Here is a 20,080-nt window from a genome sequence, read left to right as displayed (position 1 = left end):
ACCGGCGGAGCCAACCGCATGGCCAGAAAACCATCAAAAGGAAAACACCTCTTATGTGCGCTAAAAACGCTATGGACGAATTCGAAGCCCTGCTTGCGGAAAGCTTCGAAATTGACACCCCCGACGAGGGTACTGTCGTCAAAGGCAAGGTCATCGCTATCGAAGCGGGCCAGGCCATCATCGATGTCGGCTACAAAATGGAAGGCCGCGTCGATCTGAAAGAATTCGCTAATCCCGGCGAAGCTCCGTCGATCAATGTTGGCGACACCGTCGAGGTCTATCTGGACCGCGTCGAGAATGCCCGTGGCGAAGCTGTCATCTCGCGCGAGAAAGCTCGCCGCGAAGAGGCCTGGGATCGTCTTGAGAAAGCCTATGCTGACGAGATCCGCGTCGAAGGCGCGATCTTCGGCCGCGTCAAAGGCGGCTTCACCGTGGACCTGGGCGGCGCTGTTGCCTTCCTTCCGGGCAGCCAGGTTGACGTGCGCCCCGTGCGCGACGCCGGCCCGCTGATGGGCATGAAGCAGCCGTTCCAGATCCTGAAAATGGATCGTCGTCGTGGCAATATCGTGGTCTCGCGCCGTGCGATCCTCGAAGAGAGCCGCGCCGAACAGCGCGCAGAAGTCATCGGCAACCTGCACGAAGGTCAGGTTGTGGACGGCGTGGTCAAGAACATCACCGAATATGGTGCCTTCGTTGACCTCGGCGGCGTTGACGGCCTCCTGCACGTCACCGACATGGCATGGCGCCGTGTGAACCACCCGTCGGAGATCCTGTCGATCGGCGAGACCATCAAGGTCCAGGTCATCAAGATCAACAAAGAAACCCACCGTATCAGCCTGGGCATGAAGCAGCTCCAGAACGATCCGTGGGATGCGGTGGAAAAAGCCTATCCGATCTCGTCGGTCCACAAAGGCCGCGTCACCAACATCACCGATTACGGCGCCTTCGTGGAGCTGGAAGCCGGTGTGGAAGGTCTCGTCCACGTCTCGGAAATGTCCTGGACCAAGAAGAACGTGCATCCCGGCAAGATCGTTTCGACCTCGCAGGAAGTCGAAGTCATGGTTCTCGAGATCGACTCGGCCAAGCGTCGCGTTTCCCTCGGCCTCAAGCAGACCATGCGCAATCCGTGGGAAGTCTTTGCTGAGACCCACCCGGTTGGCTCGACCATCGAAGGCGAAGTCAAGAACATCACCGAATTCGGTCTGTTCGTTGGCCTCGACAACGACATCGACGGCATGGTTCACCTCTCCGACCTGTCCTGGGACAAGCGCGGCGAAGAGGCCATCCAGGAATACCGCAAGGGCGACATCGTCAAGGCAGCGGTCTCGGAAGTCGACATCGACAAAGAGCGGATTTCGCTCTCGATCAAGGCTCTGGGCGAGGACACCTTCTCGGAAGCTGTTGACGGCGTGAAGCGCGGTTCGATCATCACCGTGACCATCACCGCCATCGAAGAAGGCGGCGTCGAGGTCGATTACAACGGCATGAAGAACTTCATCCGCCGTTCGGATCTTGCACGTGACCGCGCCGATCAGCGCCCCGAGCGCTTCTCGGTCGGCGACAAGGTCGATGTGCGCGTGACCAATGTCGATTCGAAGACCCGCAAGCTGGGTCTGTCGATCAAGGCACGCGAGATCGCCGAAGAGCAGGAAGCTGTTCAGCAATACGGTTCCTCGGATTCGGGCGCTTCGCTCGGCGACATCCTCGGCGCCGCGCTGAAGGGCGACCGCTGAGCCAAAGGCTGAAACGCCGCCAGACCCAATTGGCGGCCTCACAGCCCTGGAGAGAAAATGACAGGAAAGGCCGGGGAAATCCTCCCCGGCCTTTTTCTTTTGCGCGTGTCCGATTCGCCGGTCAGCGCGGTCACAGACAGGATCCGGGTGCCGCTGCGGGCCGACGAAGGGCTCAATCGCACCATCAAGCGGCTTTTCAGCACCGGGTCACCGGGTCTCATAGCAGCCAGGTGCTTGTTTTCATTTGCCTCATCCGCTTTTTCTGCTTTTATGATCACAGACGCGCCAGGGCTGACTGCCACATCCTGGCCGAAACAATGTCGCGAAGGGGAGTGACCGGATGATCCGCTCGGAACTGATCCAGAAGATCGCAGACGAGAACCCGCATCTGACCCAACGCCATGTTGAGCGGATCGTGAACACGGTTTTCGAAGAGATCATCGAAGCGCTGTCGCGCGGCGACCGGGTCGAATTGCGCGGCTTCGGCGCCTTCTCGGTCAAAGAGCGCGACGCCCGCACCGGCCGCAACCCGCGCACCGGCGAGGCCGTCGAAGTCGAGGACAAGCGCGTCCCCTTCTTCAAGACCGGCAAATTGCTGCGCGACCGGCTGAACGGCCGCTGATCGGCGCAAGCCGGGTTGAACAGCGCTGCGTTAAGCCCGATATTCCGGCCAAGGGGCAGGCTTTGCCTGCCCGGTTCCTGACTGACGGATAGCGGATCATGCTGCGTTACCTGCGCTTTATCTTCATCGGTTTCACTGGCCTCGTGCTGCTGACGCTTGCCCTGGCCAATCGCGGACAGGTGCAGCTGCGGCTGCTGCCCGAAGGCATCGGCAATATGCTCGGCACCGCGGGCGGCTGGTCGATTCCGCTTTTTGTGGTGATCCTCGGATCGGTGGCCATCGGCATCCTGGTCGGCTTCATCTGGGAATGGATGCGCGAGATGCGGATACGCCAGGCGGCAAAGGTCCAGACCAAAACCGTGGCGCGGCTTGAGAAGGAACTCGCCGTCCTGAAGGACAGCAATTCCGTGCCGCCCCGGGACGAGGTTCTTGCGATTCTCGCCGGGGACGGGCGGAAGTGAGCTCTCCCATCCGGGTAAAGATCTGCGGCTTGCGCCATGCAGCCGAAGTCTCTGCCGCCGCCGCCGCTGGAGCCGCCTATGTGGGCTTTGTCTTCTTTCCCAGGTCCCCACGCCATGTCTCGCTGACAGAGGCCCGTGAGGCCGCGCTGAGCGCGCCTGAGGGCCTGTGCAAGGTGGCGCTTGTGGTCGATGCTGATGACGGCCTGCTCGACAGTATCCTGGCCGAAGTGCCCATTGATATGCTGCAGCTGCATGGCAGCGAGACGCCCGGGCGCGTGTCAGAGATCCGCGCGCGCTTCGGCCTGCCGGTGATGAAGGCGGTCGGCGTAGCGGATGAGGGCGATCTGGCGCCGCTCATGGATTATGCGCTGGTGGCAGATCAGCTGCTGATCGATGCCAAGCCCCCGAAAGGGACCGCCCTGCCGGGCGGCAACGGGCTGAGCTTTGACTGGCGGCTGGTGGCGCAACGGCGCTGGCTGAAGCCCTGGATGCTCGCGGGTGGGTTGACCCCCGAGAATGTGGCCGAAGCGATACGCCTGACCAATGCGCGCCAGGTCGACGTGTCTTCGGGCGTGGAAACTGCGCCGGGCATCAAGGATCTGGATCGGATCCGCACTTTTGCCCGCGCGGCCCTTGGCCCGGCGGAACCGGCGATTCCGAAACTGCGCTGACCGCCGGCCTGCAGGGCGCTCAGACAATGAAAAAGCCCCGGAGCTCACTCGCCGGGGCTTTTTCATTTCGGTTTCGCGGATCAGTGCAGCCTGGCGTCGACCTGGGCAATCGCATCTTCAATCGACGCAGCCGCCCAGTCTTCGGTGCTGTTTTTCGCCAGCAGGTCTCCTGCCGCCGCAATCGCAACCGCCACGGCGCGCTCGCGCACCTGACGAACGGCAGTCTGCTCTGCCAGAGCGATCTGCTCTTCGGCCGCCTTCAACCGGCGCTCGATCGAGATGGCCAGATCCGCACGCGCCTTATCGGCAGCGGCCCGGGCCTCCTCTTTGGCCGAAGCCACGATGCGGTCCGACTGTTCGATCACTTCCTTTTGCTTGCGCTCATAGGAAGCGAGGATCGACTTGGCCTCTTCGCGCAGCGCCCTTGCCTCGTCAAGCTCGGCCTTGATCGCGACCGCACGCTTATCGAGAAGCCGCCCGAGCAACCCCGGTACACCTGCATAGATCAGGATACCGACGAAGATCAGGAAGGCGATCAGGACGACGAAGTCCGTATTGCCGAGCGAGAAGAACGGACCCGAAGCCGCGAGGGCGGGCGTCGCGCTCACAAGGGCTGCGGCAGTGATGAGAAGTTTTTTCATCGCCTTACCCTTTCAGCCGGGCAGCAATCGCCGCCGTTACCGACCGCGCATCGGCGGAGCCGCCAAGCGCTGCAACCAGTTCCTTCGCGGTGTCTTTCGCGACGGCCTGAACCGCCTCTTCGGCACCGGCACGGATTTCGGCGATCTTCGCCTCGGACTCTGCAGCCCGTGCGGTGATCTCGACATCGGCCTTTGCAGTCGCCGCATCCAGGTCTTTCTGGATGTCCGCCTTCGCCGCCGCGATGATCTTCCCGGCCTCGGTGCGGGCCGTGGCCAGCGCCTCGTTATAGGCTTTCTCGGCCTCGAGTGCCTTGAGCTTCAGCTCTTCGGCCGCGGCGAGATCATTGGTGATCGTTCCCTTGCGCTCGGCCAGCACCGCGCCGATGCGCGGCAGGGCAATGCGCGAGAGGATCACGAACAACACCACCAGGGCGACCGCAAGCCAGAAAATCTGGTTGGGCATCCAGTCGGTGCAGAGCTGCGGCATCCCTTTGGCGCCGCCCGCGTCATAAAGGCATTCTGCATGCCAGTTAACGCCGTGGGTTTCCGTTGCCATTCTGCTCTCCGTCGATCCCTTCTGAACAGGATGGGCGCCAGCCGTCTCCGACCCGCGCCGCTTCCCACTTTTACGTCAGAAGCAGATCAGACTGCGAACATCAGCAGCAGAGCGATCAGGAACGAGAAGATCCCGAGTGCTTCTGCGAAAGCGATACCAACGAAGAGGTTGGCGGTCTGGCCCGGAGCGGCCGAAGGGTTGCGCAGAGCGCCGGCGAGGAAGTTGCCGACGATGTTACCCACACCGATGCCAGCGCCGCCGAGACCGAAAGCCGCGAGGCCAGCGCCGATGTATTTGCCGAGAGCTGCGATTTCGCCTTCCATGGTCGAATACTCCTGTATTTGGATTTGGCTGAGTTGAGGTTCGGACCTTCAGGGGTGACGCTTAGTGATGCGCGTCGCCCACGGCGTCTTTCAGATAGACGCAGGTCAGAATGGTGAAGACATAGGCCTGAACAAAGGCCACGAGCACCTCGAGCGCGTAGATGCCGACGGCACCTGCGATCGCGAGCGGCGAGATGATCGCCATCGAGGCAAAGCCCGCGAAAACTTTGAGAACGGCGTGACCTGCCAGCAGGTTACCTGCAAGACGGATCGAATGGGACACCGGGCGCATGATGTAAGAGATGATCTCGATCACAGCGAGAACCGGGCGCAGCGCGAGCGGCGCCGAGGACACCCAGAACATCGAGAAGAAGCCCAGACCCTTGCGGGCAATCCCGATCAGGGTAACGCCGAAGAACACCAGGAGCGCAAGCGACGCGGTCACGGCGACATGCGAGGTGGTGGTGAAGCTCATCGGCAGGAGGCCAAGGAGGTTCGAGAGCAGGATGAAGAGGAAAAGCGTCATGACATAGGGGAAATACTTCACCCCGTCATGGCCTGCGACTTCTTCAACCATGTTATGGATAAAGCCGTAAAACACTTCGGCGACCGATTGCAGACGGGTCGGGATGATGCCGCGATGACGCGTCGCCAGCACGAACAGCGCGAAGACGCACAGAAGTGCGATCCCCATCCACAGGGTCACATTGGTCACGGTGAACGTGCCCACGGGGCCATCGCCCCAGAGGGGTTTCACAATGAACTGATCCATCGGATGGATCGAAAAACCGCTTCCGCCCTCAGCCGTGCCTTCTGCCGCCACGATCAGTTCCCTTCACCCGATGCGGCGCCGGCCTCTGCCTTTGCCGCCTTGTCATCCCTTGCGGCCTCAGCCGCACGTTTTTCCGCCACTTCCCGCGCGGTGCCCATCATGGTGCGCACCCCCGCAGCAAACCCCAGAAGCGAGAAGATCACCAGGAGGAACGGGATCGTGCCGAACAGCTTGTCCAGCCCATAACCGATCCCGGTTCCGACGATAATGCCGGTCGCAAGCTCGATCACCATTCTCCAGGCAAGCTCGCCATGCGAGAGGCCCTTCGCCACAGAGGTCTTATCTGACTTCGGCTTGCCCCGCAGATCACCAAGCCGCTTTTCCAGCGCCCTGAGCCTGTCGGGATCGGGTTCCGAAGCCATTTTCGCCACCCCATGACATTTGCGAGGGTTCTATGCGGCGGGGGGAAGGGTGTCAACCTTGCGTGAACGCGGGGCATCTCAGCACAACCCATTGAAATTACGCGCATATGAGATTCGCAACCTATCTTTTCTCCGCTCCCCGCGGGCGCAGGATCGCGATTTGCACGCCGCTTCAATATTCAACGAAACGGTTGACTATCGCCGGTTGCGCCCGCCCGCCCTAGCCGCGATACTGCGACATGCTTTCCGCCTCCGCCCAGCTGGACCTCGTCTTCGCCGCCCTCGCCGATCCGACGCGGCGCGCGATTCTCGCGATGCTGCTCGAAGATGATATGGCGGTGACCGATGTGGCGCATCCGTTCGAGATCAGCCTTGCAGCCGTGTCGAAACACCTTGGCGTGCTCGCGGATGCCGGGCTGATCACGCGGGAGCGGCGCGGGAGGGTGATCTGGTGCAAACTCGAGCCCGATGCCCTGCGCGGCGCCTCGGTCTGGATGCAGGCCTTCGGCCAGTTCGAGCCTCTTGACCTGGACCAGTTCGAACGTTTTCTGGAAAGCGAGCTCGCCGGAACGGAAACCGCGCCTCTTATGCCGGAAGAGGCCTCCGGCGGGGATATTTAAGGACAGAAGTCATCTTTTTTCCTGGTTTCTGTCCTTAAATATCCTGGGGGGCGCCGCCGCAGGCGACGCCCCCCCCCCTGCCCCGGCAGTCAGGCGCGCAACCGCTCTTTGCAGGCGTCACCATCAGGTTCTTTTTCCCTTTGCCCAAGGCGTTGCGCGGCAGTCCATCCACCACCAGGTCAGCTGTTGGCTGCCTGAAGCTGGCCACCTGCCCCGACAGGCCGGGAAACATCGCTGCCGCATACGGTTCTGCGCCGGGGCACGCCCGGGCCTCAGAGGTTTCCTTCACAACCAGAAACAGTCTGTCCAAAACGCCAGGGCCAAGGCCCATGTTTCAACCGGAGGCTGCCACAAACCTGCCCCGGTTCGCGGCGATCCTTGGGCTCAGGAAAACCAATGGGCCCATTGCCAGCCGCAAAGCCGGCTGCGGGCCAGGAACTGAAGGAACACCGCCATGACCAAGGCACTTGAATTTCTGCGCAGCCTGACCGCGAAACGTGCCGTCGAGCCCGATGTCGATGCCGCTTTCGACGCCCGGCTGCAAAGGCTCGACGCGGTGCGTCAGGTGTCGGTTTCGCGCGCGGTGCTGTTCAGAACGCAGCCGTCACAGCAGGAAGCCTGAGCGCGTTGATCAGGTCGCGCAGCTCCTGCCGCGCGGCGACGTTGGAGAGGTTCATCTGCTCGACCCCGGTATCCTTCAGGTCAAGCAGCGTCAGCCCTCGCGGAAACAGTTCGCGAAAGATCACGCGTTCGGAAAAACCGGGCGCCACACGAAAGCCGATGCGGCGGGAGAGATCCTCCAGCGCGGCACCGACCTTTTTCTTGTTATGCATCGCCTGGGCGCCCAGACGGTTGCGCAAAACGATCCAGTCGATCGGCTTCAGCCCGGCCTGCGCCCGCAATTGCCGCGCGCCCCAGACCATCTCGGCATAGATTGACGGGCCCTTCACCTTGCCGGATTCAGGGTCGATCCGGGCCAGAAGATCGAAATCAACGAAAGAGTCATTCAGCGGCGTGATCAGCGTATCGGCCAGCGAATGCGCCACCTGGCTCAGCCGCGTATGGCTGCCGGGGCAATCGATCACGATGAAATCCTTGACCGGGTCCAGCGCCGAGACCGCCGCCGTCAGACGCTGGTCGAACGGGTTTTCTCCGTCCACAAGGCTTGGCTCGTCGACTTCGGGCAACTCCCGGTAATCCGGCGAGGGCAAATCCAGCCCGGCCTTCGCAAGAAAGGCCCGGCGGTTCTCGACATAGCGGCCAAAGCTGCGCTGCCTGAGATCAAGATCCATCGCGCCCACCCGATGCCCCATCCGGGCCAGCGCCGTTGCGACATGCATCGAGGTGGTCGACTTCCCCGACCCGCCCTTTTCGTTTCCGACTACGATGATATGCGCCATGGCAGTGGCTCTCCCCCGGGGTCATTCCAGCCTGTCTATTGGCAAGGACCGGGCAAAAGGGGAAGAGGAAATCCACGACCCGGCATTTCAGGAGGTTGCTGCTGCCGCACAGGGAACATACCAGTCACAGTCATAAGCGGCGTCATCACCCGGAAACTTCCCCAGACAAACACGCCCGTCAGCCTCGCGCTGAAGACGCCGTTCATGCCGGTCCTCGTCTGGGGCGAGCGGAAAGTCCCCCTCGGGCAACTGGAACCAGGACAGGATCAGATAGCCCGGCCCGTGCCCGAGAACACGGCAGGACGGGTCGAAATAGCCACATTCACTGTAGCCCCAAAGCGTGAGAACAGTACCGCCATCCTGAGACCGGAACCCGATCGGGCGCTTTTCGCAGCGCGACAAATCTGCTTGTGGCGCGAACTTACCGTCAAAGGCCGCGAAAGGATCTGCTGCGACGCCGGTCCCGCATGTCAGCAGCATCCAAAGCAAAAAGGCGCATCCGAAGATGCGCCTTTTGTATCTGTGCCAGGTCTCAGAACCCAAGGCCGGCATATTTGTTTTTGAACTTCGACACGCGGCCGCCGGTATCCATCAGCTTGGCCGACTGTCCGGTCCAGGCCGGATGCGCCAGCGGGTCGATGTCGAGCGACATGGTGTCGCCCTCTTTGCCCCAGGTCGAACGGGTCTGATAGGTCGAGCCGTCGGTCATTTTCACTTCGATGAAGTGATATTCGGGGTGAATGCCCTCTTTCATCTCGGCTCTCCTTATTCCGATTTGGCTTTATAGGTGCTGTCTTCGGCGATACGGGCCGATTTGCCGCGGCGCGCGCGCAGGTAATACAGCTTGGCGCGACGGACTTTACCGCGGCGGACCACATCGATCGAATCGATATTGGTCGAGTAAAGCGGGAACACGCGTTCCACACCTTCGCCAAAGGAAATCTTGCGGACGGTGAACGAGGCCGCGAGGGTCGCGCCGCCTTTGCGGGCGATGCAGACGCCTTCATAGGCCTGCACGCGCGAACGGGTGCCTTCGGTCACTTTATAGCCGACCCGAATGGTATCGCCGGCCTTGAAATCGGGGATCTTCTTGTCGAGGGCGGCAATCTGCTCCGCCTCGATCTGAGCGATCAGGTTCATCGCATTTCTCCAAATGCCTGCGGTTTTTGTCCGCAGAGGTGATCCTGGCCGAGAGCTCCTGGTCTTCTTTCGGGTCCCTGCATCGCGTATTGCGCGACCGGCCCGCCGGAGATCGGTTCGGTTTACTTTGCTTTTCAGCGTGCCGCGCCTTGCCTGCCCCCGCCGAAGAAGACGGATCGATCAGACAAAAGGAATCGGGTCCGACAGGCTTTCACCCCGGACCCGCTGGCTATAGGCGCTGACGGCTTTCCGGTCAAGCGGCGCGCATCCTGTCCCGGCATGCTGCCGGGATGCCTCCGGCGGGGATATTTAAGGACAGAAAATGACAAAAGAAGGCTTTCATTTTCTGTCTCTAAATATCCCGGGGGTGAGCGCGGTACGCGCGAGGGGGCTGGCCCCCTCAACACCCTTTCCGCTTGCGAAATACATCCCAGAGATCGGGCCGCCGCGCGGCTGTGATTTCTTCTGACTGCGCCTGACGCCATTTGGCGATTTCGCGGTGATTGCCGGACATCAGCACCGGCGGGATCTCCAGGCCTTGCCACTCTGCCGGCCTGGTATATTGCGAATGTTCCAGCAGCCCGTCGGAGAAACTCTCCTCCACCGCCGATTCCGCATTGCCCAGCACACCGGGCAAAAGTCGCAATGTGGCATCCAGCACCGCCTGGGCTGCAATCTCACCCCCGGTCATCACGAAATCGCCGAGGCTGACCTCCTCGATCTGCCAATGGTCCAGCAGGCGCTGATCGACCCCTTCGAACCGGCCACAGAGCAGCGTCATCCCCTCGCCCGCCGCAAACCGGCGTGCCATTGACTGATCGAACGGCCGGCCTCGCGGCGAGAGATAGATCAGCGGCCAGGTGGCGCGGCTGGCGCGCACACCCTCCATTGCCGCGGACAGCGCACGATGCGTCACATCCGCCCGCAGCACCATTCCCGCGCCGCCACCCGCAGGTGTGTCATCGACATTGCGGTGCCTGCCCTCGCCGAACTGGCGCAGATCAAAGGTCTCCAGCCGCCAGCGCCCCATCTCCAGCGCTTTGCCGGTCAGCGAGAGCCCGAGCGTGCCGGGGAAGGCGTCGGGAAACAGGGTGACGATCCTGGTTTCAAACGCCCCGTGCAGGAGACGCGGCTCCTGCATCAGATCGCGCGGCTTCAGGGAAGCGCTGATCTTCAGTTTGCCATGGCTGCGGTCGGGCGCAGCCCCGTTGCCGGGACCCTCGGGCCCTCCGCCAGTCGCTTGCTGTTTACCGGGTTCTTCACTCATGGCCCCCGCTCTAGCGCGAAACCTGTCGTCACGAAAGGGTCGTGCGTGAAATCACCAGGGCGGAGCGGTTTCCCGATCGGCCCGTCTCAACAGAGGCAAAGCCCTCGCGTCAGGGTCCCGTGTTTCAGGCCTGCCGGGCACCGGCAACCGGCGGCACAAAGCCAGGGGTGACCGGCCGCGCGGCGACCGGCTTGCCCCGCGCGGTCTCGCCTGCCTGACCCGATGGCTGACCCGGTGCCTGATCTGGTGCCTGATCTGGCGCTCCGGCTGCTGCCAGAGCTGCCGCGAGGTCAATCAAAGCGCTTGCCGCAGCACTGCTTTCGCAGGCCCCGGCGAGATCGCGGACCGCGCCTGCAGATGGGAAATAAGATGCCATCGCCGGGATCTTGTGAAAAAGCGTCCGACCTCGCAACGACAGGAGCGACAGGAGTTCCTCGGAGTTTCCGGCAGCGGCAAAGGCCGTCCGCATCTCACCAGGCACCGTATAGTCCGAATGCGGGAAAGGTTCTGTGGCTTTCAGAATGACCGCCGTTCTGAGTGCCACATGCTGGCTCGCGGGGCAGGCATTCAGTGCCGCCGTAAGTGCTGCAAGCCGTGACCAGATATCGCCGGTATCGAGGAAATGGCCGAGCTGTTCCAGCATGACCCCGACCTCGGCTGCGCCATCCTCAGCCAGGGCGAACAGTGCAGAGACCGCAGCCTCGGCCGAAGCTGGTACCGGTCGCGGTGGCGCTGCACCTGCCTCATCGCTCCGCAGCTGCTGGTCAATGGTTTCGCCATTCACCAGGGCCAGTTCAGGCAGCCAGGCCATCCGCAGCAGCGGCAGCGCCACTAGCGACAGCGCCACCGGCAGCACAGGGTTGAACAGCGGCATATAGCCAAGGACGCCGCCGATGCCGCGCCCGACCCCGAACAGCAGGGCCACGAAAAGGATCTGCGAGCACAGGAGCGTCAGCGCCGCCAGCGCCGCCCTGAGGGTCAGCCATTCGCCAAAGCGTTGCGGCCATTTATGCGGCCGAAGCATCACCAGCCAGAGCATGAACAAGGCCACGAAGGGCGGAAGATAGCCCGCGCCTGAACCGGCCAGTCCGGCCAGCAGCGGCCCCATGTAAAGGAGAACATTTGCCGCCTGTATCAGCCGCTTCCGATGCGTCACGACGGGTCCCTTTCGCCGATGCGGATTGCGATCCGCCCTTTTGCTGTCACGATCCCGACCCGGGTGAAGGCACGCGCCGGCCCTGCCTGTCCCGAGCCACAGGTGACGGTTTCAACGAGAGGGACCAGCCATGGCAAAAACAAGGCAGCGCCGTGTCGGGCCCTGGAAGTACCGCGACGCTTAGGGGGAATTTCGGTCGCAGATGGGGACAATCCAGACCTGCTGGTCGCCGTGGTTCCGATACCGCCAAGGAAGCTCTGGCATGCCGGAAAATGTCTTAACGCCTGTGACGCTGTCATGGCGCACAAAAGACGGGGCAGAGAAGACGGGCCTTCAGCGCCAGCTTTCCGCCTGACACACAGGGCCGCACTGGCAGGCAGCCAGGCCCGGCGTCAGTCCAGACCTTCCGGCAGATCGGCGATCAGCACTCCGCGTGCAAGATCAACGGTGGGCACGGTTGCCTGTGTGAAAGGAAGCAGCAGCGGCGCGGCTTTCTGGGTGAGCCGGATCTCGATCAGATCCCCTGCCCCGTGATTATGAACCGCGATCACCGTCCCGAGGCTTGCGCCGCCGGTGTCTTTCACCGCAAGCCCTATCAGATCGGTGTGATAGAATTCATCGTCCGGCAAGCCGGGCAAACGGTCACGCGCGACATAAAGCTCGGTCCCGCGCAGCGCATCGGCCTCTTCCTTGGTCGAGATGCCAGACAGCCGCGCCCCGATGGCCCCTGCGACCGGCCTGGTCAGGGTCACCGCAAAGCTGCGATTGCCGTCTTTGGTGAAAAGCGGGCCATATGAGGCGATATCGGTCGGCTCGGCGCAAAAGCTTTTCAGCCGCACCTCGCCCCGGATCCCCCAGGCGCCCGCGATGGAACCGACACAAATCCGGTCGTCAGACATAGCCCGCTCCAGTCCTGGAACGGATGGCCCCGGCAAAAGGGCCATCCGTGTTCTGATCACGCTTCGGCAGCAGCCGGAGCTTCCGAACGTGCTGCTTTCTTGGCAGCGCGCTCGGCCATTGCTTTGCCCGGGACAGCCGATTTCAGGTTCGAGCGGACGGCTTTTTCTTTCAGACCAGCCGATTCCAGGAAGCGGGCCACGCGGTCGGTCGCCTGAGCACCCTGGCTCAGCCAGTATTGAATGCGCTCGACATTCAGCACGACGCGGGCTTCGTTGTCTTTTGCCAGCAGCGGGTTATAGGTGCCCAGCTTTTCAATGAAGCGGCCATCGCGCGGCATGCGCGAATCGGTCGCAACGATTGCGTAGAACGGGCGCTTTTTCGAACCGCCACGGGCGAGACGGATTTTCATAGACATGGGTATCTCCTTCAGATGTCTGTGTCGCGGGCGTCAAACCCGCTTATTTTTGCAGTTTCTCGTGATGCCTGATGACTTCGGATATGATGAAGGTCAGGAATTTCTTGGCGAATTCCGGGTCGAGACGGGCCTCATCGGCCAGCTTTTCCAGACGTTCGATCTGACGCGCCTCGCGGGCGGGGTCGGATGGGGGAAGGTCATGCGCGGCCTTCAGCCGGCCAACCGATTGCGTATGCTTGAACCTTTCGGCCAGCGTATAGACGAGAATCGCGTCCAGCCGGTCAATCGACTCGCGATGTTCTTTCAGCAGCTCAGCGGCGCGTGCGACAGGATCACTCATCTTGCTTCTCCGGTTGCGGCGCGCGCGGATGCCGCCAGATCGTCATCGGCTTGCCGAAAATCTCGTCATCCCGCTCGGGGGCCGCACCAAGGCGGCGGGCCAGGGCCATCGAACGGTGATTGTCGCGCGCGATCATGCTGATCGCCGTGTTCCAGCCAAGCGCGCCGAATGCGTGGTCACGAATGGCGAAGGCAGCTTCGCTGGCATAGCCATACCCCTCATGCGCCGGATCCCAGAGATTCCAGGCCAGTTCCGGCTCGGGCCAGGCGGGCGGGTTCAGATGGCCGGCAAGGCCGATCGCCTGACCGGTTTCCGTAAGCGTCACGGCAAACAGCCCATAGCCGCGCAGCACCCAATGGCCGATCACGGTCGCGAATGTCTGAAACGCACCCGAGGCGGTGGCCGGCCCGCCGGTGAACACCGCACGGGGGCTTGCCATATAGGCGATGAAGCCCGGCAGATCGCGCTCTTCAGGGGCGCGAAGCGTCAGCCGCAGGGTGTTCAGTACGGGCGCACCGGCAAGCAGGATCATGCGGTCGCCTCCGCTGTCAGCGGGAAATGCCAGAGGATCGCATCAGCGATATGCGGCGAGGGCTGGTCGGTGGGCGTGCCGCCGATCTTGCGGGCAATCGCCATTGAAGCGTGGTTGTCGCGGTGGATCGAGGTCACCGCCCTGGTAAAACGCGGATCCGCGACCATCCAGGTCTGCACCAGCTGCGCAGCCTCGGAGGCGACGCCCTGTCCTTCGGCCTCCGCACTCCAGAGCGACCAGCTCAGATCGACCGGCGCGGCGGGGTCGAAATGCAGCGGCCCGGCATGGCCAAGCGCCGCCCCGCTGGCGCGGTCGGTGATGGCGAACCGGCCATAGCCGCGCAGATGCCACTGCCCGATCATACCGGCGAATTTCTCGAACGCCTGAGCGGCGGTCTTCGCGCCCCCGACAAACCGCGCCCTAGCCGAAGTCGCGAAGGCGACAAAGGCGGCCACATCTCCGGCTTCGGGCATGCGCAGAACCAGGCGGTCCGAGGTGAGGATCGGAAAGCTCATGCCGCCGCCCTCAGATCATGGCGGATCACCACATCGCGCGGGTCGATCCCCGGCAATGTCGGGTCAATCACGCCGCCGATCCGCAGCCCAAGCGCGATGGAACGCTGGTTGCCCGGATCGATAATATTGGTGATGAAAGGCCAGTCGGTCGCGCCTTTCAGCCAGGTCAGCACCGCTTGCGCCGCCCGCGCCGCAACGCCCCGGCCTTCGGCCTCCGGCACCACGAACCAGCCAAGCTCCGGCGCCGGATATTCGGCAGGGTGATAGACCCCGACCTCGCCCAGATAGGCGCCGCTGTCCCGGTCTTCGACCGTGAAGGGGCCATAGCCCATCAGCGGCCATTGCCCGACCTCGGACGCCCAGAGACGCCAGGCCGCGTTACGCAGCAAAGGCCCGCCCTCCCAGACCGAACGGTCCGAGGCGTAGAAGGCGGCGCGATATTCAAAATCCGACAATTTCGGCATGCGCAGCCGCAAATCGCCTGTCTCCAGAACAGGCGCTTGCAGATGTGCAACATTTGCCGAAAGAGCGGTCATTTCTTGCGCATCATCCCCGAAAGGCCGGCCGGCAGGGTCACGCCGCGCGGCATCCCCGGGATCGAGCCACCGCCGAGGCCCGGCAGGCCACCCATGCCGCCCGCGCCCTGCTGCACACCCTTTGCCAGTTCAGCGAGCTGTTCCGGCGACATTTTCGACGGGTCCGGCATGCCACCGCCTTTGCCAAGGAATTGCTTGATCATGTTTTTCATCATGCCCCCCTTGCCCATCTTCTTCATCATATCGGCCATCTGCTTATGCTGTTTCAGCAGACGGTTCAGGTCCTGCACCTCAAGCCCGGCACCCGATGCGATCCGCTTCTTGCGGCTCGCCTGCAGCATATCGGGATTGGCGCGTTCCTTCTTGGTCATCGAATTGATCAGCGCGATCTGACGCTTGAGCATGGAATCATTCAGCCCCGCCTCGGCTGCCGCCGCCTGGTGCTTGCCCATGCCGGGAAGCATCCCCATCAGGCCCTGCATGCCGCCCATCTTAAGCATCTGATCAAGCTGCATCTTCAGGTCGTTCATATTGAACATCCCCTTGGCGAAGCGCTTGGCCATGCGTTCGGCCTGCTCGGCCTCAAACGTCTCCTGCGCGCGTTCGACCAGAGCAACGATATCGCCCATGCCAAGGATACGGCCCGCAACGCGCTCGGCATCGAAGGTCTCGATGGCATCCATCTTCTCGCCAAGGCCGACAAAACGGATCGGCTTGCCGGTCACAGCACGCATCGACAGCGCCGCACCGCCGCGCCCATCGCCATCCATCCGCGTCAGCACGACGCCGGAGATCCCGACCTTGCCGTCAAATTCGGTCGCAACATTGACCGCGTCCTGGCCGGTCAACCCGTCAACCACCAGCAGCACTTCGCGCGGTTGCGCGATATCGCGGACCGACTGGACCTCATCCATCAGCACTTCGTCGATATGCAGACGGCCTGCGGTATCGAGGAAGAGCACATCATAGCCGCCAAGGCTGGCCTGGGTTTTCGCGCGTTTCGCGATCTGAACCGCGCTCTCGCCCTTGACGATCGGCAGGCTGTCGACACCGATCTGGGTGCCGAGAATCGCGAGCTGTTCCATTGCGGCCGGGCGCTGCGTGTCAAGAGACGCCAGCAGCACGCGCTTGCCGTTGCGCTCTTTCAGACGTTTCGCCAGTTTCGCGGTCGTCGTGGTCTTACCCGAACCCTGCAGACCCACCATCAGGATGGTTGCGGGCGAATTATCGATCTTCAGCGCATCGGCCGGGCCATCGCCCTGCAGCGTCCGCACCAGTTCGTCATGCACGAATTTAACGACCATCTGGCCGGGGGTAATCGACTTCGTGACAGCCGAGCCGGTCGCCTTTTCCTGCACCCGCCTGATGAATTCACGCGCGACCGGCAGCGAAACGTCTGCCTCCAGCAGCGCGATCCGCACCTCGCGCATCGCCGATACAACATCGTCCTCGCTCAGCGCGCCCTGTTTCGTCAGGCGATCAAAGACGCCGCCAAGGCGTTCTGAAAGGCTCTCAAACATGCGCGGCTCCTCGCGTGACAGATTTTCCCCGATATGGGGCGGCGACCGGGGTGGGACAAAGCGGTTTCGCACCCGTGGGCGCAAACGCGCTGACGGATGGCGATCCCGGGCAAAGCCCAAGGGACCGGAAGCTTTTGCCTCCGGGGAATTACCCCCGCGCATACGCAAAGCGGGGGCGAGAGTCAAGTGCAGGCGGGTTGCGCTGCCGTCAGTTGCCAGCCGCCGTCAGGGCTGCGAGTTCGTCGGATGAAAGGCTGAGATCGGCCGCGCGGGCGAAACTTGCCACCTGTTCGACCGAGGTGGCCGAGGCAATCGGCGCGGTGATGCCGGGCTGCGCCATGACCCAGGCCAGCGCCACCTCGGCCGGTTTTGCGCGATGGGCAGATGCCACCTCGTCCAGCGTATCGAGGATCCGCAGCCCTTTGGCGTCAAGATATTTTTCGACCGCATCGCCGCGCGCCGATTTGTCGAGATCGGCTTTCGAGCGGTACTTCCCCGACAGGAATCCGGAGGCGAGGCTGAAATAGGTCACAACCCCGATCCCCTCAGCAAGGCATAGATCGCGCAGCGGGCCTTCGAATTCGCCCCGGTCATAGAGATTATATTCCGGCTGGATCACCTGATAGCGCGGCAGCGAACTGCCCGCCGCCTTCAGCGCCGCGCCCAGCAAGGCTGCATCGTAATTCGAGGCGCCAATGGCTTTGATCTTACCCGCTTTCAGCAGCCTGTCATAGGCGCCCAGCGTATCCTCATGGCGCGCCTCGGCATCGGGCCAATGCGAGAAATAGAGGTCGATGCTCTCGACCCCGAGCCGCTTCAGCGAGTTTTCGGCCGCCTCAGCGATCCAGCCCGAGGAAAGCCCCTTCTGCCCCGGCTGCCCCAGATCAGAGCCCACTTTGGTAAAGATCTTCACGCGCTGCCGCATCCCGGGCCGCGCCCTGAGCCAGGCACCGATGATCGTCTCTGATTCGCCGCCTTTATTCCCGGGCTTCCAGGACGAATAGACATCCGCCGTGTCGATGGCGTCAAAGCCGTGATCGACAAAAGCATCCAGCACCCGGAAGGAGTGCGCCTCATCGATGGTCCAGCCAAAGACATTGCCGCCAAAGACCAGCGGCATGAAGCTCAGCCCGCTCTTGCCCGCATCGCGCCGTTCCATGGCTTTCTCCGTCCTGGTCAGAAATCAGTGACAACCCTGCCCGCCGGCCTGTCCGGGTGCAAGCCCCTGGCGCCAGCAGATGCGCCTTCAGGCCCCGATTTCGCGCGGCACGATAAAATCGACCGTGATGCCCTGACCAAAGCCTACCTCGCCCCAGCTCGCTGCGTCGAAATCAACCACAAGGGTTGCGCCGGTCGGATAGCGGGTGAATTGCGAGGAAATCGGCGTTTTCGACACCAGGCGATGGGCGAATTCGGCAATGCCGGGGTTATGACCCAGCATCATGACGCAGTCCGTCTGCGCCTTGCGCAGCACGGTCAGCATCACATCCGGACCGGCGTGATAAAGCGCCGGCTTCAGCTCCAGCTCCGGACCTTCGGGCAGTTCTCTGGCGAGGCCCGACCAGGTCTCCCAGGTGCGCAGGGCGTCGGAACAGAGCACCTGCCCCGGAATATAGCCGCGCGAGGCCAGCCATAGCCCGAGATCCGTTGCCGCCAGTTTGCCGCGCTCATTGAGAGGGCGGTCGTGATCCGCCATGGTCGGTTCGTCCCAGCTGGATTTTGCGTGGCGGATCAGGATCAGGCGCTTCATGTGTGGAACTGTCTCATATGATAGGCTGAATGTTGCGCCAGTCTTGCATAGCGAGAGGACACCGGGCAAGCGCGTCGCGTGATGCAGCCGGAACTGAGACAATCGGCGCCGGCGGGCTGATCGAGAAAGGCGTGGCAGGCGGGGACGTCATAGCCATGGCCCCCAAGCGCTCCGGCCGGGCAGGCGGTCAGGCAGGGCGCGGGGCAATCCTGGCAGGGCTTTACACCGGGGCTGACGTCGAGGCGCTGTTTCAGCGCCAGCGCGCCGCGAAAACTGACCATCAGCCCCTGGTCCTGATGGACAAGCAGCCGGACCGGACTGTCCCAGACCCGCCCCGACCGCAAGGCCCAGGCATAGAACGGATGCCAGGGAGGGCCACCAAAAGGAAACAGCGCTTTCGCGCCGATGGCGCAGGCCAGGCGTCCGATCACCCGGCGCGACCAGCGATCCACCGGATCGGCCCGCCCGTCCCATTCCGGCTGAGAAGTGAGATGCGGCCAATACCCCGGCTCCTTCGGCCCAAGGAGCAACAGCGTCCTTGTCCCTTTGGGAAACCCCGCCTCCTCCGGATCGGGGTTGAACCCTCCGAGCAGCGTCAGGAAATGTGGCGCGAGACGCGCCTCCAGGTCCTCCAGATTGTTCAGCGGTGCCGATGCCATGCCAGACCTGTTGCAGACGGAGCCAGCCCCCCGCACCCCCGGAGTATTTTTATCAAGTGGAAGAAGCTGGCTTCCTCCTGACTTAAATACGCCTGCCGAAGGCTTCCGCGCTTTGCCGGAAGCGACCGCTCAGCCGCGTTTCACGCGCGGCTTCACCCGGGGTTCGGTCGAGCGGATCTGGCTGCCTGCCCCGTGATCGGTAAAGAGCTCCAGGAGTGCCGCATTCGGAATGCGGCCATCGAGAATGGTGACGGCCCGCACCCCTTCTTCGATCGCCTTCAGCGCGGTCTCGGTTTTCGGGATCATGCCGCCTGCGATCACACCGTCACTGGTCAGCTGGCGGATCTCTTCGGGGGAAAGCGAGGTCATCACCTGGCCATCCGCCCCCTTCACGCCGGCCACATCGGTCAGAAGAAGCAGCCGGTCGGCCTGCAGCGCGCCGGCAATCGCGCCGGCAGCGGTGTCGCCATTCACGTTGAAGGTCTCGTTGTCATTCATGCCGGTCGCCACCGGCGCCACCACGGGGATGATCCCGGCGAGGTAAAGGTCGCGCAGCACCTGAACATTCATCTCGACCGGGCGGCCGACAAAGCCCAGTTCAGGATCATCGGCCTCGCAGACCATCAGATCATCATCCTTGCCGGAGATTCCGACTGCGCGCCCGCCTGCATCCATGATCGCCTGCACGATGCGCTTGTTCACAAGGCCCGAGAGGATCATCTCGACCACCTCGACCGTCGCCTTGTCGGTCACCCGCTTGCCGCGCACGAATTCCGATTTGATGCCCAGTTTCGACAGCATCTCATTGATCATCGGCCCGCCGCCATGCACCACGACCGGATGCAGGCCAACCTGCTTCATCAACACAATATCGCGAGCGAATTCGGCCATCGCCCCGTCATCGCCCATCGCATTGCCGCCGAATTTCACCACCACCACCGCATCCTCATATCTTTGCAGATAGGGCAGTGCTTCCGAGAGCATTTTCGCGGTGTTCTGGGCGTCTTGCATGGTCAGGGTCTGCTGCTTCATGATGGCCTCCGGGTTGCCTTTGCCCCATAGGACTTTCACGCCCCCTTGCCAAGCACCGCACAGCCGGCCGGGACGGTTTTGCGCAGGGATCCGGGCG

Annotated in this window: 29 protein-coding genes; 7 read left to right on the top strand and 22 right to left on the bottom strand. The window is 62.8% G+C overall.

The window, feature by feature from the left end; translation table 11 throughout:
* Positions 1-53: 53 nt before the first annotated feature.
* The 5 genes from rpsA (at position 54) to AC4FS3_RS22945 (ending at position 3,487) form a co-directional block, all read left to right on the top strand.
* A complete protein-coding gene (rpsA, locus tag AC4FS3_RS22965) occupies positions 54-1,733 on the top strand; it encodes a 30S ribosomal protein S1 (RefSeq protein WP_092899119.1) in 1,680 nt (559 codons plus the stop codon).
* Between the two features lie 57 nt (positions 1,734-1,790).
* Positions 1,791-2,069, top strand: a complete 279-nt coding sequence (locus AC4FS3_RS22960; RefSeq protein ID WP_491022450.1) for a hypothetical protein — start codon at positions 1,791-1,793, stop codon at positions 2,067-2,069.
* 4 nt (positions 2,070-2,073) lie between these two features.
* The gene (gene ihfB / locus AC4FS3_RS22955) at positions 2,074-2,355 is read left to right on the top strand and encodes an integration host factor subunit beta (protein ID WP_092899121.1); all 282 of its coding nucleotides are present in this window, start codon (positions 2,074-2,076) and stop codon (positions 2,353-2,355) included.
* A 98-nt stretch (positions 2,356-2,453) separates the two neighbouring features.
* Positions 2,454-2,816, top strand: a complete 363-nt coding sequence (locus AC4FS3_RS22950; protein WP_491022449.1) for a lipopolysaccharide assembly protein LapA domain-containing protein — start codon at positions 2,454-2,456, stop codon at positions 2,814-2,816.
* Entirely contained in the window at positions 2,813-3,487 is a 675-nt protein-coding gene (locus AC4FS3_RS22945; RefSeq protein ID WP_491022448.1) for a phosphoribosylanthranilate isomerase, read from the top strand. Before AC4FS3_RS22950 ends, AC4FS3_RS22945 begins: the two co-directional genes overlap by 4 nt.
* A gap of 80 nt (positions 3,488-3,567) precedes the next feature.
* On the opposite strand, the gene AC4FS3_RS22940 is transcribed toward AC4FS3_RS22945, so the two are convergent.
* The 5 genes from AC4FS3_RS22940 to AC4FS3_RS22920 form a co-directional block, all read right to left on the bottom strand.
* A complete protein-coding gene (locus tag AC4FS3_RS22940) occupies positions 3,568-4,128 on the bottom strand; it encodes a F0F1 ATP synthase subunit B (RefSeq protein WP_198837643.1) in 561 nt (186 codons plus the stop codon).
* 4 nt (positions 4,129-4,132) lie between these two features.
* Positions 4,133-4,684, bottom strand: a complete 552-nt coding sequence (locus AC4FS3_RS22935) for a F0F1 ATP synthase subunit B' (RefSeq protein WP_491022447.1) — start codon at positions 4,682-4,684, stop codon at positions 4,133-4,135.
* An 86-nt stretch (positions 4,685-4,770) separates the two neighbouring features.
* Positions 4,771-5,007, bottom strand: a complete 237-nt coding sequence (locus AC4FS3_RS22930) for a F0F1 ATP synthase subunit C (RefSeq protein WP_092899130.1) — start codon at positions 5,005-5,007, stop codon at positions 4,771-4,773.
* A gap of 61 nt (positions 5,008-5,068) precedes the next feature.
* Entirely contained in the window at positions 5,069-5,779 is a 711-nt protein-coding gene (locus AC4FS3_RS22925) for a F0F1 ATP synthase subunit A (RefSeq protein ID WP_283178713.1), read from the bottom strand.
* 53 nt (positions 5,780-5,832) lie between these two features.
* The gene (locus tag AC4FS3_RS22920) at positions 5,833-6,201 is read right to left on the bottom strand and encodes an AtpZ/AtpI family protein (protein WP_198837641.1); all 369 of its coding nucleotides are present in this window, start codon (positions 6,199-6,201) and stop codon (positions 5,833-5,835) included.
* 239 nt (positions 6,202-6,440) lie between these two features.
* On the opposite strand from AC4FS3_RS22920, the gene AC4FS3_RS22915 reads away from it, so the two are divergent.
* Together AC4FS3_RS22915 and AC4FS3_RS22910 are read left to right on the top strand one after the other, a co-directional pair.
* On the top strand, positions 6,441-6,821 hold the full coding sequence (locus AC4FS3_RS22915) for an ArsR/SmtB family transcription factor (protein ID WP_283176044.1): 381 nt from the start codon (positions 6,441-6,443) through the stop codon (positions 6,819-6,821).
* Between the two features lie 454 nt (positions 6,822-7,275).
* Positions 7,276-7,443, top strand: coding sequence for a hypothetical protein (locus AC4FS3_RS22910; RefSeq protein ID WP_283176045.1), 168 nt, complete (start codon positions 7,276-7,278; stop codon positions 7,441-7,443).
* Here the strand turns inward: AC4FS3_RS22910 and AC4FS3_RS22905 are convergent.
* The 17 genes from AC4FS3_RS22905 to argB form a co-directional block, all read right to left on the bottom strand.
* Positions 7,412-8,221, bottom strand: coding sequence for a division plane positioning ATPase MipZ (locus AC4FS3_RS22905; RefSeq protein WP_283176046.1), 810 nt, complete (start codon positions 8,219-8,221; stop codon positions 7,412-7,414). The genes AC4FS3_RS22910 and AC4FS3_RS22905 overlap by 32 nt on opposite strands.
* 87 nt (positions 8,222-8,308) lie before the next feature.
* Entirely contained in the window at positions 8,309-8,710 is a 402-nt protein-coding gene (locus tag AC4FS3_RS22900; protein WP_491022446.1) for a hypothetical protein, read from the bottom strand.
* Positions 8,711-8,753: 43 nt separating this feature from the next.
* On the bottom strand, positions 8,754-8,975 hold the full coding sequence (gene rpmE / locus AC4FS3_RS22895; protein ID WP_092899140.1) for a 50S ribosomal protein L31: 222 nt from the start codon (positions 8,973-8,975) through the stop codon (positions 8,754-8,756).
* A gap of 11 nt (positions 8,976-8,986) precedes the next feature.
* The gene (gene rplS, locus AC4FS3_RS22890; protein ID WP_092899142.1) at positions 8,987-9,361 is read right to left on the bottom strand and encodes a 50S ribosomal protein L19; all 375 of its coding nucleotides are present in this window, start codon (positions 9,359-9,361) and stop codon (positions 8,987-8,989) included.
* A 400-nt stretch (positions 9,362-9,761) separates the two neighbouring features.
* Complete coding sequence (gene trmD / locus AC4FS3_RS22885) at positions 9,762-10,628, bottom strand: tRNA (guanosine(37)-N1)-methyltransferase TrmD (RefSeq protein ID WP_491022445.1); 867 nt, start codon at positions 10,626-10,628, stop codon at positions 9,762-9,764.
* 124 nt (positions 10,629-10,752) lie between these two features.
* On the bottom strand, positions 10,753-11,784 hold the full coding sequence (locus AC4FS3_RS22880) for a hypothetical protein (protein WP_491022444.1): 1,032 nt from the start codon (positions 11,782-11,784) through the stop codon (positions 10,753-10,755).
* 392 nt (positions 11,785-12,176) lie between these two features.
* Positions 12,177-12,683, bottom strand: coding sequence for a ribosome maturation factor RimM (gene rimM / locus AC4FS3_RS22875; RefSeq protein WP_283176050.1), 507 nt, complete (start codon positions 12,681-12,683; stop codon positions 12,177-12,179).
* Between the two features lie 56 nt (positions 12,684-12,739).
* A complete protein-coding gene (gene rpsP, locus AC4FS3_RS22870; protein WP_198837631.1) occupies positions 12,740-13,099 on the bottom strand; it encodes a 30S ribosomal protein S16 in 360 nt (119 codons plus the stop codon).
* A 43-nt stretch (positions 13,100-13,142) separates the two neighbouring features.
* A complete protein-coding gene (locus AC4FS3_RS22865) occupies positions 13,143-13,439 on the bottom strand; it encodes a chorismate mutase (protein WP_092899152.1) in 297 nt (98 codons plus the stop codon).
* Positions 13,432-13,971 (bottom strand): GNAT family N-acetyltransferase, encoded by a 540-nt coding sequence (locus AC4FS3_RS22860; RefSeq protein WP_491022443.1) that lies wholly within the window; start codon positions 13,969-13,971, stop codon positions 13,432-13,434. Before AC4FS3_RS22860 ends, AC4FS3_RS22865 begins: the two co-directional genes overlap by 8 nt.
* Complete coding sequence (locus tag AC4FS3_RS22855; RefSeq protein WP_491022442.1) at positions 13,968-14,486, bottom strand: GNAT family N-acetyltransferase; 519 nt, start codon at positions 14,484-14,486, stop codon at positions 13,968-13,970. Before AC4FS3_RS22855 ends, AC4FS3_RS22860 begins: the two co-directional genes overlap by 4 nt.
* Positions 14,483-15,022: a GNAT family N-acetyltransferase gene (locus AC4FS3_RS22850; protein WP_491022441.1), complete on the bottom strand. Its 540-nt coding sequence runs from the start codon at positions 15,020-15,022 to the stop codon at positions 14,483-14,485. The genes AC4FS3_RS22855 and AC4FS3_RS22850 overlap by 4 nt, the downstream gene beginning before the upstream one ends.
* Entirely contained in the window at positions 15,019-16,542 is a 1,524-nt protein-coding gene (ffh, locus tag AC4FS3_RS22845; protein ID WP_491022440.1) for a signal recognition particle protein, read from the bottom strand. Before ffh ends, AC4FS3_RS22850 begins: the two co-directional genes overlap by 4 nt.
* 208 nt (positions 16,543-16,750) lie before the next feature.
* Complete coding sequence (locus tag AC4FS3_RS22840) at positions 16,751-17,701, bottom strand: aldo/keto reductase (RefSeq protein ID WP_491022439.1); 951 nt, start codon at positions 17,699-17,701, stop codon at positions 16,751-16,753.
* An 87-nt stretch (positions 17,702-17,788) separates the two neighbouring features.
* Positions 17,789-18,292, bottom strand: coding sequence for a SixA phosphatase family protein (locus AC4FS3_RS22835; RefSeq protein WP_198837624.1), 504 nt, complete (start codon positions 18,290-18,292; stop codon positions 17,789-17,791).
* Complete coding sequence (locus AC4FS3_RS22830) at positions 18,289-18,951, bottom strand: ferredoxin (RefSeq protein WP_491022438.1); 663 nt, start codon at positions 18,949-18,951, stop codon at positions 18,289-18,291. Before AC4FS3_RS22830 ends, AC4FS3_RS22835 begins: the two co-directional genes overlap by 4 nt.
* Positions 18,952-19,080: 129 nt before the next feature.
* Positions 19,081-19,962 (bottom strand): acetylglutamate kinase, encoded by an 882-nt coding sequence (gene argB, locus AC4FS3_RS22825; protein ID WP_370584813.1) that lies wholly within the window; start codon positions 19,960-19,962, stop codon positions 19,081-19,083.
* Positions 19,963-20,080 lie beyond the last annotated feature (118 nt).

This window comes from Pseudogemmobacter sp. TB195, assembly GCF_058313095.1.
The sequence above is the reverse complement of the archived record's forward strand: the minus strand, read 5'-3'. Positions and strand labels throughout refer to the sequence as shown.